Below are 15,987 nucleotides of genomic sequence, written 5' to 3'. Positions count from 1 at the left end.
CTTATTGCAGACTGCAAATAAAGGCGGCGAGAGCTTTATGGTAATTCGTCTCAGGCTTCATCCACGGGTCATTGACCGTTGTGTAATTGATTCTCGATCGCGTGGCAAAATAGCCCATCCGAATTGTTCTAAACTGCTGTGCTTCGCAATTCATTTCCACTCTCGAATAGGCTGCTTCCGCATTCACTAGATCGTAAATGATTTTGTCGTCAGACTTAATAATGCTATTTGTCTCAATGTAGGAAGTCCCATTTACTTCAGTGTTCGGAACAGGCTTCCAAGCTGGATTTTGCAGCTCGAAGGTTTCGGCTTGAGCGGGAGTCGCAATCAGCAATGCAGCGCTTATGAAAAGAATCGATCGCATTACAACTCCCAAACTCAACTTTTCTATTATGGGTTACTTGGGCGAGACAGACGATCGCGAATCTTTTGCAAAGAATTAGAGGTATTGATCGGCGATCGCGGTTGTGGAAGGTGACTGTCAGGCCAATTAGGCAAATCAAAACAAGGACATTCGGTAGGTGGCATCCCCAGAGATCGAGTGGGAACGGGCATTGCACACCGCGCACAAGGATTAATTTCCCAAATGGGTGAAAGTAAATCTGTAATCGTCTGAGTTGTGCCTTCGATATAGCAGTCTCCGGCTTCAGGAGAAGTCACTAACTTCCAGCAAGCCTCAAACTCATCGCTATAACGATCGCCTGCAATCACAGAAGTCGGCTTGACGGCTTGCTGTCCATTATGTGTCATGAGCCGCTTTCCTAACTGTAACCAGTAGGCGAGATACTGTCTAACTTGCTGCTCAGATGCCATAAAATGAGTCACAAAAGATACCTTTAACTTTGCGAGGTTTGAGAAGAATTAGTCTCAATCCCAGGGCAGGTTAATGGAGTGGGATTTTGAGACGAATGATCTACTCCTCTAGGGTATCGTGTCGCTTACCGAGTCAGTGTGAACAAAATCTTTAGAAAGTCTGATCTTTAGAGAATGTCAGTGTAGTAGAGTCCCGCTGGAGCGAGCTTTTGATATGTCAGAGCTTGCAAGTTGGGGAATGAGGAAAATAGCTCCCTGCTCCCCCAACCCATATAGGACTGCGATCAATTCGCTGTGAGTTTAGTGGGTGAATTCCCTTGAGTTAGCTCTTGGATAAAAGGCTGGCTGCCAAATTGGCGGGCTAGCCTGATCGCTTTCTGGGTATCTGCTCTTGCCGCTTGGTTTTGTCCAATTTGTTCATAAGCCCGAGCGCGGTACTCGTAAGCTTTGACATAAAAGGGATTGAACCGAATTGCAGTTGAGAAATCCTCGATCGCGGCTCGATAATCCTGCATCCAGAAATAAGCAACCCCGCGATCAATATAGGGACGCGCCGAACCAGAGGGGAGCAACTTGACAGCTTGATTGAACAAATTAATCGCCGCCCGAAAATTGCGTGCATCAATCTGCTGATAGCCTTGCTCGATCAATGTCCAGAGTTGGGAGTTGGGAGGTTGTCCTGCGGTGGCAACACGCAGTTCGAGTAGGCTCAACTCGCTCTGATATAAATGCCTGGAAGTCTGACGAGCCAAAAGTGCTGCACTTTTTTCAGTATCGAGTTTGGCTTGGCGATCGTCGCCTAATTTCGCGCGCACGAGTGCTAAACCAGAGTACGCGATCGCGGCTGTTGGATCAATTTGCAAAATGCGGTTATAGCTCTCCATGGCTTGTGCAAGTTGTCCACTTTGCAGCTGGGCAAATCCTCTGCCGCTATAGGCTTCCTTGAATTTTGGATCGAGTCGGATCGCTTGGTCAAAGCTCGCGATCGCATTTTCATAATTGCGAGCTCGCAACTGCTGCAATCCGCGTTCAAAGGCGCGATCGCTTTCGCTCGGCTCCATTAATTTTGGAGCCGTCGGCGACACTTGAGCGAAAGATAACGGCTGCCAACCGCCGAGTGAGATCATCAGGCTTAAACATGTAAACAGACAAATCTGAGCACCTTGGGGTGTCTTCATAGCGGGATTTCAGTAAGGAAAGGCGACAAATTCGTAATTTTTTACAGAACTTGTCGGTGACTTCCTTATTAGTGCCCAGTCATACTGCGTCCGATCTCATTAAAGTCGGCATTGTCAATTGAACTTTCGTATAAAAACTTACCGCCGCTAATCACAAGAATGCGATCGGACAATTTCAGCAATTCATCTAAGTCTTCACTGACGAGCAGCACCGCAACGCCGCGATTGCGGGCTTGCAGAATTTGCCCATGAATATCTTCGACGGCTGCGAAGTCTAGACCAAAGCAGGGGTTGGCTGTGATCAAGAGTTTAATGTGATCCGAGGAAAGTTCGCGCGCCAGAACAGCCCGCTGTACGTTTCCGCCCGATAAGTCACGAATGGGTGTCTCAGGCGTTGGCGTTTTAATTTTGAAACTTTGAATCAGAGATTGGGCTGCGTCTCGAATCGCTTTGAAGTAGAGCAGAATTCCTTTCGATTGGGGAGGACGATCGAAGGTTCTTAAGGCTAAATTTTCTGCCACACTCATATGCGGCACGCAGGCATTTTTTAGCGGTTCTTCAGGGAGGACAAAGACGCGATGTTCATACATTTGCGCTCGTGTGGCTTGATAGCGTTCTCCATTGACGAGCACTTCTCCCGCTGTGGGCTGTCGCTGTCCAGCTAGCACTTCCACAAATTCGCGCTGACCATTGCCTGAAATTCCAGCAATTCCGACAATTTCACCACTGCGAACATTCAGATTAATGCCCGAAACGGCTTCGAGTCCGTTATCTTTATCGGCGTGCAGATCGCGAACTTCGAGAACCGGAATCGGAGCATCATGCGTCACTTTCTCAACGGGCTTGGGTTCGCGCCGTTCGCCCATCATCATTTCTGTGATGTCGGGTACGGTGAGAACTTTCATGCTGCCTGTTCCAGCTAATTTGCCGCGTCGCAGTACGGTGATTTCGTCTGTAAAGCCTGTGACCTCACGCATCTTGTGGCTAATCAGTAAGACACTGAGTAAGCCTGCACTAACTTGCTCTCGAAGCAGTCCTAAAATTTCATCGGCTTCGTTGGGAGTCAGGACTGAAGTTGGTTCATCGAGAATCAGAATTTTGCTCTTTAGGTATAGCAGTTTCAGAATTTCTAGCTTTTGTTTTTCCCCGGCTGCCAATTGTCCAACTAGCGCATCTAACGGCAATTGAAAGGGCGAAGTTTGCATGAAAGCCGAGAGCTTTTCACTCTCTTCTTTCCAATTAATGACTAAATTTCCTCCCGATCGCGCAATCACTAAATTTTCTGCAACCGTCATCGCGGGAACAGAGGTGAAATGCTGATAGACCATGCCAATTCCATATTTTTGGGCATCGCGCGGAGATGCGATCGTACAAGCCTGCCCGTCTAATTTCACCTGTCCGCTGGTTGGCGTATAGAATCCCATCACACATTTGACCAGGGTGCTTTTCCCGGCTCCGTTCTCACCGAGTAGGGCGTGGAACGTTCCAGGTCTGAGGGTCAATGCCACATGGTCTAGAGCGGTAAACGTTCCGAAGCGCTTCGTCATTTCCTGAATTTCGAGAAGTGGCGGAGCGTTTCGAGTCTCGATCGTAGAGGTTTCAATTTCGGTTGTCATGATTACTAGTGCGGTTATCTTTGCGCTTCGGTTCCGTTGGCTGACTTATTGTTTCAATCTTCCAGCCTGCGAGACTGTCATCCTGAGACGGGAAGCCTGGCGATTTTTTGGAGGTTCTTCCCGGATCTCTACCCTTCTAATTCAAAGTTCCCAATGCTCCCGGTGCTCCTGAGATGGTTCGTTTCGGGGAACAGGTCAAAATCATAATCACTAACGTCAACACATACGGTGCTGCATTAAACAGATAATATCCCCCGTCGATGCCGACTGCTTGCAGGGCAGGGCCGACAGCTTGTGCTCCTCCAAAGAGGAGTGAAGCCCACAAACACTGAACGGGATTCCATCGTGCAAAAATCACGAGTGCCACTGCCATCAGTCCTTGCCCACTCGAAATCCGTTCTGACCAACTTCCCGGATAGTACAGCGACAAATACGCGCCTCCAACTCCGGCTAAAAATCCACCTGCCATTGTGCAGAGCATTCGCACTTTCTTGATCGAAATGCCCATTGCCAACGCTGCTTCTGGATTGTCTCCTACAGCGCGGATAAATAAACCCCAGCGCGTTGTTTTGAAAAACCAGGTCATCGCAGGTGCAATCAAAATTCCCAGGACAAACAATGGATTAATTTTGAAAGTCTGCTGGATTTGTGCGATCGAACTCCAATCTCCGAGTCCAATTGCCGGAAGTTGCGGCGCAGAAGGTTGAATGAACGGCTTTCCGAAAAAGAATGCCAAGCCACTGCCAAAAATAATCATGGCAATCCCCACGGCGACATCATTGACTTTGGGTTGTTGAGACAGCCACGCATGAATGAATCCCAAAAACACTCCCGAAAGTCCAGCGACAAAGACACCGAGCCAGGGAGAAAGAGCACTGCCAACAATGCCTTGTGTAAGATAAGAAACGCCATAAGCACTCATCGCTCCCATCAACAACGTTCCTTCTAAGCCGAGGTTGATCTTGCCGCTTTTCTCGGTCAAGCATTCTCCTAAGCTGACAAACAAAAAGGGCGCGCTACCTCTCAAGGTTCCCGCCACAATGGCTAAGGGCACTCCCCACCAACCGATCGCTTCTGTTGCCATATTGAATTAACCTCCTAAAACTGCAGACGCTGCGGGCACTTTCGGTGCGGGTTCTTTGAACACTCGGAATCGACCGTACAAAGATTCGCTGTACAGAACCACGAGGAACACTAACCCTTGAAGGACAAAGACGGTAGCATCGGGCATTCCTAACCGTCGCTGCAAGATGCTCCCACTGGCGAGAATGCCGCCAAATAAAATGGCAATTAAACCCGCAGCGATCGGGTTATTTCGGGCAACGAATGCAACGAGAATGCCAGAATAACCGTAGTTTGCGTTCAGGGATTCATTGGCTCGTCCATGCACTGCGGCGATTTCAACCATTCCCGCGAGTCCTGCACAAGAGCCTGCGAGAAAACAAATCGCGATCGCAAGTTGTCCGACTGGAAGTCCAGCAATGCGGGCAGCTTTAATGTTGCCTCCCGCCGTTCGAGCCGCGAATCCAAACGTTGTGCGCTGGATTAAGAAGTAAGCAATCACACAGGCAATAATGCCGTAGATCAAACCGTAATGCACTCTGGGAAACAGGGGGATTGTGCCTAAGCGATCAAGGTCTGGAATGGCATAGCTAGAAGGTTTATTTAACGAGCTTGGATCGCGCATCGGGCCACCGACGAGATGATTTAACAGCGCGATCGCAATATAGTTCATCAATAAGCTACTAATGGTTTCATTTACACCTCGGTAATGGCGCAGAGCACCAACGATTGCAATCCACAATCCGCCTGCACCCATTCCTGCAAGCGCCATCATCAGTTGCGTAATCGTGGCTGGAGCTTGATTGACCGCAGAGAGTCCAACGATCGTTGCGGCAATTCCTCCGATGACCAGTGCGCCTTCATTGCCGATGATTACTAGCCCCAAGCGGGCGGGCAATGCGGTACAGAGAGAAGTGAGCATCAGCGGCGCGGCGCGGATCAGGGAATTTTGGAAGGACAGCCAACTGCCGAATGCAGCTTGATAAATCGCTCCATATACTTCAAAAGGATTTGTCCCAACTGCGAAGCAGAATAGACCAAATAGAAAAAGTGAAAACAACAGAGCGCCGATCGGAATACAGATCGCCTCTAAAGTTCTCCGCCATGTCCCGGTGGTAAGCATATCAAAACACCCTATGCTGAATAGGGCGAAGTCTACAGTTGAGAAGTCATCCTTTCATATTCACGATGTTTTCACTGTGTCTAAATTGACGTTTTGTCAGAGTGTCATAGGTTTTAATGATCTTTTTCTTTTGTGCTTTTTTGCTACTGCGAATAATATTTTGGTGGTTTGCGTTCCCGAATTCGGATGAAGCTTACTACTGGGTATGGGGACAACATCTCGATTGGTCTTACTATGACCATCCGCCTTTAGAGGCTTGGATACAAGGTCTGTGCACTTCTTTGTTCGGACGTTCAGCGTTCGTGCTCCGACTCCCGAACTTGTTCAGTAATGTTGCTTTTTTCTACACTTATTATCGAATTGTTATTTATCTTCATAAAAATCTAGAGTTTTGGAAAGTGATGCTTTTGGTAGTATCATCGCCGCTCTATTTTATATTTCTAGGTTTTGCTTGGCATGATCATTTGTTGATCACAGCTTCACTTATATCTGCGTATTTATTGATTCGGTTTTTAGATACTTATTTGACAGATGGCAGAGGAGAAACTTGGCGGTTGTACGCAAGCGCGATCGCGCTTTCTTTCGCGTTTCTTTCTAAATACAATGCGATTTTTGTCGCGATCGGCTTTTTTGCAACGGTAATCACACATGCTCGATTACGACCGTTATTTCGCGATCGCAGGCTGTATATCGCAATTGCGATCGCGCTGACGGCTTTAATTCCAATCATCATTTGGAATGTCTCAAACGACTTTCTGTCTTTTCGATATTATGTCGATCGTAGTGTTCGCCCAGTCGATCCTGGAATCAAAATTGGTCCATTTCTAGGGTTTACATTAGTTTCACTGTTTGTTGTTCCGCCGTTTAGCTGGATTGGCTTTTATCAACTGTTGAAAACTCGCTTACCCATTCAATCGATTTATCCAACTGTAGCGTTTTGGGTGTTTGTTCCTTCAACAATTGGATTAACTATCATTTCGCTTGTTTCGGCTGCATTGTATTACTGGAACATTACAGCGTATCTATTATTATTTCCGCTGCTGCCTTTTGTGTTCCGAAATTTCAAAGCACAGGCGATCTATGGCTTGATTATTTCGGCAGTACTTGTTTTTCACTATACGGTCTTCCCGCTGACTGCCTTGATTGATCAACAGAGTGATCCAGATTCACGAATGTTATTTGGATGGAAAGAGGTTGCAGCGATCGTTGAATCTGAATCTCGGACGCTGAATGATCCACTGCTCATCACGTCTGATTATCGGTCTGCTTCAGCCTTAGCGTATCAAATGAACAATCGCAATGTGATTGCAATTAGCGATCGCATTGATCAATTTGACTTTTGGCATCGGAATTTACCTGATGGGAAAGATGCAGTCATTGTTTCGGATGATTGGTATCCGGCGGAATTAATGGTACTCTCAAAATTCGATCGTACTTCTGAGCCGATCACGATTTCTGTAAAACGCTTTGGAGTCTGGATCAAAAATTACTATGTTCGTAAAGGCTATGGCTTGAAATCATGACGGATTGCATTCACTTAAGCCGAATTCGTGGCTACGGTTACATGGGCGCATTGCCAGAAGAACAAATTTTGGGTCAATGGTTTGAGGTTGATCTCACCTTATGGTTGGATTTATCCAAGCCAGGACGCAGTGATGTGTTGGCAGATACGCTCGACTATTGCAATGTGATTGACGATGTTCAAACGCTGATTAAGACTTCAAAGTTTCTTTTGCTAGAGAAGTTAGCAGAAACGATTGCAAATCAGGTCTTGAGCTATCAACAGGTGAATCAGGTGCAGGTCAAAGTGGTCAAGCCAGCCGCTCCGATTCCTGGGTTTGATGGCAAGATTACGATCGACATTCTCCGCAAAAAAGGTTAACTGCTGCTTGACTCTAATTCTGCGTGACTCCATGATTTCTTCAGTTAAGATCTGGGTCAAAGCTGATCACGCATTGAGCGTACCGTCGCTTTTGACGCGTAACCGACCCTTTATTAGAAGAAGGCGAGAATTACCCTGCTCGACATCAATGACTTCCGCTTTTATATCGCTAATACATTCGATTAATTTGACTCGAAGTTCATCGCCCGTCTTCACAGTAGTTCCATGTGCATTACGACACGTTAAGGCTTCAGGTGCTCGCGCGGGATGATTAGTCTGTAATACAATCGTGTTACAAGTCTTGGACTATCGCCGGACTAATGCACGTACTACAACCGTCCTCAAATGTGCATTCTCTCGGTTAGTCCAAACAGTTGATTGAATTCAACCAAAAAACGCTGGAATCTAGAACAGAGAGAGTATTGAGCGATTCTGGAACAACAGGGACTTCTGCTGAGCGCGCAGGGGAGCAAAGGAAAGGGTAGTGCACTAGCCCTATGGATCGCATTTACAGAACCCAGCAGCTGGACATTCAAGAGTATCTACATCTGTAGACTACTACTTAATGTAAAGAATGCTTTTTCAGTCGGTCAAACGAGATCAAAAGCGATTATTATTTTTTGACTAACACCTATCCAAAAGTGTTTCAAACCTATACTCAGCAAGAATTTTAAGGATACAACCCAGTGTTGTAATTACTAAAACTTTTATAGGAAATGAGTTTTCGTCGTCCTGCACTTTTCGGTCTTTCTGTTGGCTCAATCTTCACGAAGCAGCATGGTTATGAAATGGTCAACCAATTCAATTGTCATTTATGCAAATCTGCCCTTCCATGTTGAAAATTGGGCAGCCCCTTCGATCGAGCAGGGTACTGGGGGAAGTGAGGAAGCCGTTATTTATCTAAGCCAAGAACTTGTACGTCTTGGTTATCAGGTAACTATATTTAATCCTTGTGGAGAATTAGCTGGAGTTTATGATGGGGTTGCTTACCATCCGCTTGAACAATTCAACGCAGAGGATGAGTTTAATATCCTAATTATTCATCGGTACTGGCTCCATCCGATGATGATGCATCTTAAAGCTAAAAAAATTGCAATTTGGCTGCATGATAACCCACAATTTCTACCTGCAATCGTCGAGGATCAGCAGCAGCAGTTTTTATCCAGCTTCGATAAGCTATTTGTCTTATCTAACTACCATCGATCATTTTTGCCAGAGTGGATTCCTTCAGAGAAGGTGATGATAACCCGAAATGGTGTCAAGCTGGCTGACTTTGCTAGAGAAGACATTCCTAGAAATCCTAAGCGGTTGATTTATATTAGTGATTATTTACGAGGGATTGAGCATCTTTTAACCCAATGGCAAGCTGTTTTAGCTGAAGTTCCTGATGCCGAAATCCATTTGTTTTATGGATGGAAAACCTATGATGCTCTGGTCAATTCACCTTTAATTGCCAAATTCCCCCAGTTGAAAGGCAAGAAAGAAAAGTTTCTGCCGCTTTTAGATCAGCCTAATGTTTATGAGCATGGGCGGGTTGGACATCAACAATTAATTGAGGAACTCTTTGCATCAGGAATCTATGTTTATCCTTGTGCAACTCCTGTTGAGATTTCTTGCATTGCTGCCATCAAAGCTCAAGCCTGTGGATGTGCTTGTGTTGTGACTAACTTCGCAGCCTTAGCTGAGACGGTACAGGCAGGAATTAAAATTGATGGGTGTGCTGGTGAATCCACTGTAGATCAAGCTTTTCTTAAGGCAGTCACCGATTTACTCAAGCACCCTAAGAAGCAGGAAGCCCTGCGACAGGAAGCTTTAGCTATCAAGTCCACTTTGGGATGGAATACAGTTGCTCAACAGTGGCAAGACGAATTCTTTTGTGTTGATTGACTCACCTGCATGGATATGAACCGATAGCGCTAAGGAAGTTAAGCCATTTTCGCAGAGTTTGCTCTTCTGTGGGCCGAGCAGGCAATCGCTACGAATCAAGCAGACTTCGTACTTTCTTGGCTACCCCGATTGAGGATGTAAGTGTCCAGCATCGCCTTGACATCCTTGTGACCCTGTAGTTCTTGAATAGTATAAAACATAACCAGATTAGAGTAAGTAGGTTATGAAGCAATGTCATATAAAAATATTTATGCTCTAGTGCAAAGGGAAAATGTGCCGAACCGTAAATGCATCTGGCGCATTTGCACAACTGCAACGCAACAAAGTGCCTGAATCCAGATTTGAATGCGGAATATAATTGTGAGCAAATGTATTAACTAAAGTGGAACAGAAACAAATTACTCAACTTTGAAAATAGAAACTCACAGAAGATATGGAAAAGTATGCCAATTTGATATTTGCTTCTTTTTCTAGTGCCATTTCTATCAGGCTATTGCCGTTTCTTGAAAAGATAGTACAGCCTAACTTCCTTGCTTTAGCTATAGCCTGTATCATTGGAGCATTAACCTTCGGTATCCTAAACTTTCTCATTGATCTTCCAAAAAGGTTTAAGAAAATCAGACTGCTTTTAGATCCAATACATGGAATAGAGGGATATTGGTTTGAGGAAGTAGAGAATACTCCAGACCATCCCTACAGCTATGCTTGGATTGAGTGGAACCATACCACAAAATCTTTTCGATACAGAGGAATCAACTTTAATCAGGATTTAACCGTCAATGCACGTTGGCGCTCAAGGACTATAACTATCAACAAGAGCGAGGAAAAAATCGATTTTTTGTTTGAAGCAACAGTTATAAGTAATAGACAAAACGTAGAAGGTTATGGAACTTTAGAGTTTTTTAACCCCATTAGTGGTCATTATCACGGTGGAACAGGAGACTTTGTAGACAGTGGTACAAAGACAAAGAGATATACCCTTAAAATGGAAAGAATAGAGGATGATTTTGTTAAGAAACTAATAGGTCGAAAAGAAATTAAGAATGAAGATGAAGTTAGATTTATTATTAAAGAGGTATTGAAATTTAAACAAGCATAAATACCTTGAAAAGAGTGATTATTGACGATGGCTTCGTTGAGAGTGAAGCATCGCCGGCCCCGAATGAAAGATGCTGATGAGGCACACTCTAACACCTGACTCGAGCGAACTATTAAGAAATTTCGATGGCACTACAAAGGTTATTTGCGCCCGTTGAGTCAGAGCGTTATCCCTGAACTCACTTTTCCAAAGTTTGATTAGCTGCCGCACCCCGCAGAAGTTCGATCCCGCAGGGTGCTATGGCTTTATTTAGGAGAGTTGAAGGTTCAGCTGGCTCGAAATCGACACGACAATGCCCTTCTTCCGCAGCTCGCCTAACGCTTTGTACGGAATTTCCCTCATCCAACTCCCAGCGTGCAGCATAGCTGATCCCTTCGGGTGCGCAGACGGCAACAACATTAATCACAAGATTCAGCTTGCCCGGATAGTCCATCTGCAAAGTAAAAAAGACATAATCGCGATCGCTAGTGAGAAGTCTAAGCCTGTGGAGCCGTAACACCTCATCTCGGTCAAGTAAGCAATGGTCATCAGAGGAAGAGTTAGGCTGAGTTATCGTTTATAGTACATAAGTACAAATAACTTGCACGAAGTATTTTCTGATGGCAATGCAAAAGAAGGTAAGCTTGATTATTATTTGTGTAATTCTGAGCAAGAGATATTCACGCTCGTGTGCTTGTGAAACTGCGATCGACAGAACTAGTTCACCACGATAAATAGGAAGATAGGGAGCACTCTAAACTTCCAGGTTCTCCCTACTCCCCCACTCCAAATCCATTCATAGAGTTTGTTGTAGTTTAGCAACGAACTATTAAGAATCACTGGCTGTGAAATCACGCTCTAGCCGCTCCTGAGAACGGTTTGCAGCTTTTTTAATGGCAGTGCGATCGCGTAACACATCACAAAGCAAGCGCAAACGCGGTCAGTAACTTTGAGAGAATGCAAGAGCAATCTCCACATCATCATTTCACGCTTCATGAAATTAGCTTATTGGATGTACGCAGGTCCCGCGCATATTGGCACTCTCCGCATTGCCAGCTCTTTTAAAAATGTTCATGCCATCATGCACGCGCCGCTCGGCGATGACTATTTCAACGTCATGCGATCGATGTTGGAACGAGAGCGTGATTATACTCCAGTCACAACCAGTGTCGTCGATCGACATGTACTGGCTCGGGGATCTCAAGAAAAAGTCGTCGATAATATCACTCGTAAAGATGCCGAAGAACATCCTGATTTGATTGTTCTGACTCCGACTTGTACCTCTAGTATTTTGCAGGAAGATTTGCAGAATTTCGTCGAGCGAGCACAACTCGAAGCAAAAGGCGATGTGATGTTAGCGGATGTGAATCACTACCGCGTCAATGAGCTACAAGCCGCCGATCGCACGTTACAGCAGATCGTTCAGTTTTACATTGCCAAAGCTCGCAAGCAAGGCAATCTCGTCACCGAGAAAACCGAAAAGCCCTCCGTCAATATTTTCGGAATGACGACGCTCGGATTCCATAACAATCACGATGCGACTGAATTGAGAAAGTTAATGTCGGATTTGGGCATTGAAGTCAATGCGATCGTGCCTGCAGGTGCAAGTGTTCATGAACTAAAATCCCTTCCCCGTGCTTGGTTTAACCTTGTGCCTTATCGCGAAACAGGGTTACTAGCAGCCGAATTTTTACAGCAAGAATTCAACATGCCTTATGTTGACATTACGCCGATCGGCATTGTGGAAACAGCACGTTGTATTCGCAAAATTCAGCAAGTGCTCAATGCTCAAGGTGCAAATGTTGACTATGAACCCTTCATTGATCAGCAAACGCGATTTGTGTCTCAAGCGGCTTGGTTTTCTCGATCGATTGACTGCCAAAATCTCACAGGCAAAAAAGCAGTTGTTTTCGGAGATAACACTCATGCAGCAGCATTGACAAAGATTTTGGCACGCGAGATGGGCATTCATGTATTGCTGGCAGGAACGTATTGCAAATACGATGAGGCATGGTTTAGAGAACAAGTGAGCGAATACTGTGATGATGTCTTAGTCAGCGATGATAATGGACAAATTGCAGATGCGATCGCGCGGCTCGAACCTGCTGCAATTTTTGGCACTCAAATGGAACGCCATGTTGGAAAACGGCTCGATATTCCGTGTGGTGTGATTGCGGCTCCGATTCACATTCAAAACTTCCCAGTGGGCTACAAGCCATTTGTTGGCTACGAAGGAAGCAATCAGATTGTAGATTTGATCTACAACTCGTTTACTTTGGGCATGGAAGATCATCTGCTGGAGATCTTTGGCGGTCACGATACAAAAGAAGTGATTACCAAATCTGTTTCAGCCGACTCTGATTTGAACTGGAGTAAAGACGGACTGGCAGAACTGAACCGTATTCCGGGCTTTGTGCGTGGTAAGGTGAAGCGGAACACTGAGAAATTTGCCCGCGATCGCAATATTACTCAAATCACTGCCGAAGTTCTTTACGCTGCGAAAGAAGCGGTGGGGGCTTAGTTCATCATTCAGTCGTCGCGAAGTTGAACACTAGCGGCGACTGATGGAACTATGCGATCGTGTTTTAGATGATGTTTGAACAGTACCGTTCATTGCAGTTCACCCGCCCCAGAAAAGTAATCGTTCATCGCATTCACCCGCCCCGGAATGGAATTCGGGGCTAGTTGAACGAAGTCCACTCAAGGGACTAACAGCCAATTAGAATCAAGTCTTCAGTCCTTTTAAGGACTTCGCACCGTTAGCCCTAGACTTCCAGTCCGGGGCGAGATAGAACGGAGCAAGAAAACTAGCACTCTCGCAAGCGAATCTGCGCAATTCTCTACTCGCTTCGATTACACTGGATCTCTGTCTTTCACAAGCGCTGTCCATGTCTGTTTTCGCTGAGTTAATCGGGCAATCTCAAGCTGTCGAATTGCTAGAAAGTGCGATCGCGCAAGATCGTCTCGCTCCGGCTTATCTATTTGTGGGTTCTCCGGGCATTGGGAAAAGTCTAGCTGCTGAATGTTTTCTCGAAACCTTACTCGCATCGTCTCGATCGCGGATTCTCAACCGTAATCATCCTGATTTGCTTTGGGTTGAACCGACTTATCTCCATCAAGGTAAAAGACTAAGTGCTGCCGAAGCTGAGGCTGCTGGAGTCAAGCGCAAAACTCCCCCGATGATTCGCTTAGAACAGATTCGAGAGGTCAGCCAATTTCTCAGTCGTCCGCCATTAGAAGCGGTTCGATCGACCGTTGTAATTGAGCAAGCTGAAACCATGCCCGAAGCGGCGGCAAATGCTCTACTCAAAACCTTAGAAGAACCCGGACGAGCAACCATTATTCTCCTCGCGCCCAGTCTTGAGTCAGTTCTCCCAACGATTGTTTCTCGCTGTCAACGCATTCCTTTCTCCCGACTCGATGCGACTTCAATGGCAGAAGTCTTGAGTAAAACTGGACATGAAGCGATTCTGGCACAGCCGCAGTTACTAGCACTAGCACAAGGCAGTCCTGGAGCCGCGATCGCACATCAGCAAAAGCTCGATTCAATTGATCCAGAACTCTTACAGGCTGCAATGACCCTTCCGAGAACATTACGAGAAGCCTTGACCACGGCAAGAGCGATCGCAAAAAACACCGATAGTGAAACACAACTTTGGCTGATTGATTACTTGCAGCAAGGCTATTGGGCACAGATGCAACATCAGGAGCGACCTCTGCAACTTTTAGAACAAGCGAAAACAATGTTACTGGCTTACGTTCAGCCGCAGCTTGTCTGGGAAGTGACTTGGATGCAGTTAATCAATTAACCGTGATGATCCCCTGATAAACCAGCGCATATTCTACACGGGCATACGTTAGTCTAGGTAAGGTGTTTTAAAGGTGAGCGCTGATAGCATTCTATTTCGGTGCGGAATCATAATGTGAGCGCAGAGTCTTTCTATCCTTTAAAAACACCCTCTAGGTAAATCTCGATCGGCACTTAGGAAATGACAGAGCAAGTTTATGATGTGGTTGTAGTGGGCGGTGGCGTTGCAGGAGCCGCTTTACTTTATTCCCTGGCAACGTTCACGGATTTGAAACGTGTGGCACTGATTGAAAAATACTCACAGGTCGCGACGGTCAATTCCAAATCAACGAACAATAGTCAAACCATTCATTGCGGCGATATCGAAACGAATTACAGCTTGGAAAAAGCGCTGAAAGTTCGTCGTTCCGCAGATATGCTTGTGCGTTATGCCACCCAACTACCGCCTGCAATTCGCGATCGCGTGATTTACCGCTATCCCAAAATGGTTGTGGGTGTTGGATCTCAAGAGAGTGATCTTGTCCGGCAACGGTACGAGAACTTTAAGCCGCATTTTCAAAACATGCAGCTGCTCGAAAAAGCTCAAATTGCTGAACTTGAACCGAATGTGGTGCAACTCAATGGGCAGGAGCGACCCGAAGAATTAGCCGCGATCGCAATTCAGAATGAGTATACTGCCGTGAACTATGGGGCTTTGGCACAGTCGATGGTGGCGCAAGCACAGGAAGTCTCAGAGAAGACCGTCGATCTAAGATTAGGCAATCCTGTGCAATCGATCGAGCCTGTCGGCGAAAATTATCGTATTACGACCGCAGATGCTACGATTACGGCTCGATTTGTGGTCGTTTCAGCAGGCGGACACAGTTTACTATTTGCACACCGGATGGGCATCGGTTTGGAATATTCTTGTTTACCGATCGCAGGAAACTTTTACTACACGCCGCAAGTGCTCAATGGCAAAGTCTACACGGTGCAGAATGACAAACTGCCTTTTGCTGCCATTCATGGCGATCCAGATGTCACCATGCCTGGAAAGACGCGCTTCGGACCGACAGCACTGCCGTTACCGCTGCTAGAGCGCTACAATTTGCAGACTTTTGTAGATTATTTAGAAGTGCTGCGTCTCGATCGGAGTGTCAGTGGTGTGCTCTGGGATTTATTCAAGGTTCGAGACATTCGCAACTACATTTTCAAAAACTTTGCCTTTGAAATTCCTGTTGTCAATCGTCGTCTGTTTCTCAAGGATGCTCAAAAGATCGTGCCATCATTACGGCTTTCAGATCTTGAGTTTGCGAACGAAGTCGGTGGAATTCGTCCGCAATTGATTGATAAGACCCAAGGTAAATTAATCCTAGGACAAGCAGAGATTGATCCAGGCGGCGGAATCCGGTTTAATGTGACACCTTCACCTGGAGCAACGACCTGCTTAGGCAATGCGGAAACCGATCTCTTACGCATTCAGCAACATCTCGGCTGTACGGTCGATCGCACTTGGTTTAATGCCGATCGCGCTGCCGAAATCGAGGTCTAGACCCCGAAA

General features: G+C 46.0%; 13 protein-coding genes. 7 read left to right on the top strand and 6 right to left on the bottom strand.

Annotated features, from left to right (window positions below; genetic code table 11):
• Nucleotide 1: 1 nt before the first annotated feature.
• The 6 genes from OU814_RS10120 to OU814_RS10095 form a co-directional block, all read right to left on the bottom strand.
• Nucleotides 2-364, bottom strand: coding sequence for a hypothetical protein (locus OU814_RS10120; RefSeq protein ID WP_017285823.1), 363 nt, complete (start codon nucleotides 362-364; stop codon nucleotides 2-4).
• 26 nt (nucleotides 365-390) lie between these two features.
• Nucleotides 391-813, bottom strand: coding sequence for a hypothetical protein (locus tag OU814_RS10115; RefSeq protein WP_017285822.1), 423 nt, complete (start codon nucleotides 811-813; stop codon nucleotides 391-393).
• A 284-nt stretch (nucleotides 814-1,097) separates the two neighbouring features.
• Complete coding sequence (locus tag OU814_RS10110) at nucleotides 1,098-1,991, bottom strand: tetratricopeptide repeat protein (protein WP_268182454.1); 894 nt, start codon at nucleotides 1,989-1,991, stop codon at nucleotides 1,098-1,100.
• A gap of 68 nt (nucleotides 1,992-2,059) precedes the next feature.
• The gene (locus tag OU814_RS10105; RefSeq protein ID WP_268182452.1) at nucleotides 2,060-3,607 is read right to left on the bottom strand and encodes an ABC transporter ATP-binding protein; all 1,548 of its coding nucleotides are present in this window, start codon (nucleotides 3,605-3,607) and stop codon (nucleotides 2,060-2,062) included.
• A 136-nt stretch (nucleotides 3,608-3,743) separates the two neighbouring features.
• Entirely contained in the window at nucleotides 3,744-4,691 is a 948-nt protein-coding gene (locus OU814_RS10100) for an ABC transporter permease (protein WP_268182449.1), read from the bottom strand.
• 6 nt (nucleotides 4,692-4,697) lie between these two features.
• The gene (locus OU814_RS10095) at nucleotides 4,698-5,792 is read right to left on the bottom strand and encodes an ABC transporter permease (protein ID WP_017285818.1); all 1,095 of its coding nucleotides are present in this window, start codon (nucleotides 5,790-5,792) and stop codon (nucleotides 4,698-4,700) included.
• Between the two features lie 116 nt (nucleotides 5,793-5,908).
• On the opposite strand from OU814_RS10095, the gene OU814_RS10090 reads away from it, so the two are divergent.
• From OU814_RS10090 to OU814_RS10060, 7 genes are all read left to right on the top strand, one after another.
• Nucleotides 5,909-7,315, top strand: coding sequence for an ArnT family glycosyltransferase (locus OU814_RS10090; RefSeq protein WP_268182445.1), 1,407 nt, complete (start codon nucleotides 5,909-5,911; stop codon nucleotides 7,313-7,315).
• On the top strand, nucleotides 7,312-7,674 hold the full coding sequence (folB, locus tag OU814_RS10085) for a dihydroneopterin aldolase (RefSeq protein WP_268182443.1): 363 nt from the start codon (nucleotides 7,312-7,314) through the stop codon (nucleotides 7,672-7,674). The genes OU814_RS10090 and folB overlap by 4 nt, the downstream gene beginning before the upstream one ends.
• 783 nt (nucleotides 7,675-8,457) lie before the next feature.
• Nucleotides 8,458-9,561 (top strand): glycosyltransferase family 4 protein, encoded by a 1,104-nt coding sequence (locus OU814_RS10080; protein WP_268182441.1) that lies wholly within the window; start codon nucleotides 8,458-8,460, stop codon nucleotides 9,559-9,561.
• A 433-nt stretch (nucleotides 9,562-9,994) separates the two neighbouring features.
• Nucleotides 9,995-10,660 carry a hypothetical protein gene (locus OU814_RS10075; RefSeq protein WP_268182439.1) on the top strand — a complete coding sequence of 222 codons (666 nt, stop codon included), beginning with the start codon at nucleotides 9,995-9,997 and terminating at the stop codon, nucleotides 10,658-10,660.
• 973 nt (nucleotides 10,661-11,633) lie between these two features.
• Entirely contained in the window at nucleotides 11,634-13,160 is a 1,527-nt protein-coding gene (gene bchB, locus OU814_RS10070) for a ferredoxin:protochlorophyllide reductase (ATP-dependent) subunit B (RefSeq protein ID WP_268182437.1), read from the top strand.
• Nucleotides 13,161-13,527: 367 nt separating this feature from the next.
• Nucleotides 13,528-14,448 (top strand): DNA polymerase III subunit delta', encoded by a 921-nt coding sequence (locus OU814_RS10065; protein ID WP_268182435.1) that lies wholly within the window; start codon nucleotides 13,528-13,530, stop codon nucleotides 14,446-14,448.
• Between the two features lie 180 nt (nucleotides 14,449-14,628).
• Nucleotides 14,629-15,978: an FAD-dependent oxidoreductase gene (locus tag OU814_RS10060; RefSeq protein ID WP_268182433.1), complete on the top strand. Its 1,350-nt coding sequence runs from the start codon at nucleotides 14,629-14,631 to the stop codon at nucleotides 15,976-15,978.
• Nucleotides 15,979-15,987 lie beyond the last annotated feature (9 nt).

This window comes from Leptolyngbya sp. GGD (assembly GCF_026735145.1).
Lineage (GTDB): Bacteria > Cyanobacteriota > Cyanobacteriia > Leptolyngbyales > Leptolyngbyaceae > Leptolyngbya > Leptolyngbya boryana.
The sequence above is the reverse complement of the archived record's forward strand: the minus strand, read 5'-3'. Positions and strand labels throughout refer to the sequence as shown.

What these genes read in the sequence shown, in the direction of transcription:
- OU814_RS10120 (WP_017285823.1), bottom strand. Translation starts at nt 364, where the DNA reads ATGCGATCGATTCTTTTCATAAGCGCTGCATTGCTGATTGCGACTCCC.
- OU814_RS10115 (WP_017285822.1), bottom strand. Translation starts at nt 813, where the DNA reads ATGGCATCTGAGCAGCAAGTTAGACAGTATCTCGCCTACTGGTTACAG.
- OU814_RS10110 (WP_268182454.1), bottom strand. Translation starts at nt 1,991, where the DNA reads ATGAAGACACCCCAAGGTGCTCAGATTTGTCTGTTTACATGTTTAAGC.
- OU814_RS10105 (WP_268182452.1), bottom strand. Translation starts at nt 3,607, where the DNA reads ATGACAACCGAAATTGAAACCTCTACGATCGAGACTCGAAACGCTCCG.
- OU814_RS10100 (WP_268182449.1), bottom strand. Translation starts at nt 4,691, where the DNA reads ATGGCAACAGAAGCGATCGGTTGGTGGGGAGTGCCCTTAGCCATTGTG.
- OU814_RS10095 (WP_017285818.1), bottom strand. Translation starts at nt 5,792, where the DNA reads ATGCTTACCACCGGGACATGGCGGAGAACTTTAGAGGCGATCTGTATT.
- OU814_RS10090 (WP_268182445.1), top strand. Translation starts at nt 5,909, where the DNA reads ATGATCTTTTTCTTTTGTGCTTTTTTGCTACTGCGAATAATATTTTGG.
- folB (WP_268182443.1), top strand. Translation starts at nt 7,312, where the DNA reads ATGACGGATTGCATTCACTTAAGCCGAATTCGTGGCTACGGTTACATG.
- OU814_RS10080 (WP_268182441.1), top strand. Translation starts at nt 8,458, where the DNA reads ATGAAATGGTCAACCAATTCAATTGTCATTTATGCAAATCTGCCCTTC.
- OU814_RS10075 (WP_268182439.1), top strand. Translation starts at nt 9,995, where the DNA reads ATGGAAAAGTATGCCAATTTGATATTTGCTTCTTTTTCTAGTGCCATT.
- bchB (WP_268182437.1), top strand. Translation starts at nt 11,634, where the DNA reads ATGAAATTAGCTTATTGGATGTACGCAGGTCCCGCGCATATTGGCACT.
- OU814_RS10065 (WP_268182435.1), top strand. Translation starts at nt 13,528, where the DNA reads ATGTCTGTTTTCGCTGAGTTAATCGGGCAATCTCAAGCTGTCGAATTG.
- OU814_RS10060 (WP_268182433.1), top strand. Translation starts at nt 14,629, where the DNA reads ATGACAGAGCAAGTTTATGATGTGGTTGTAGTGGGCGGTGGCGTTGCA.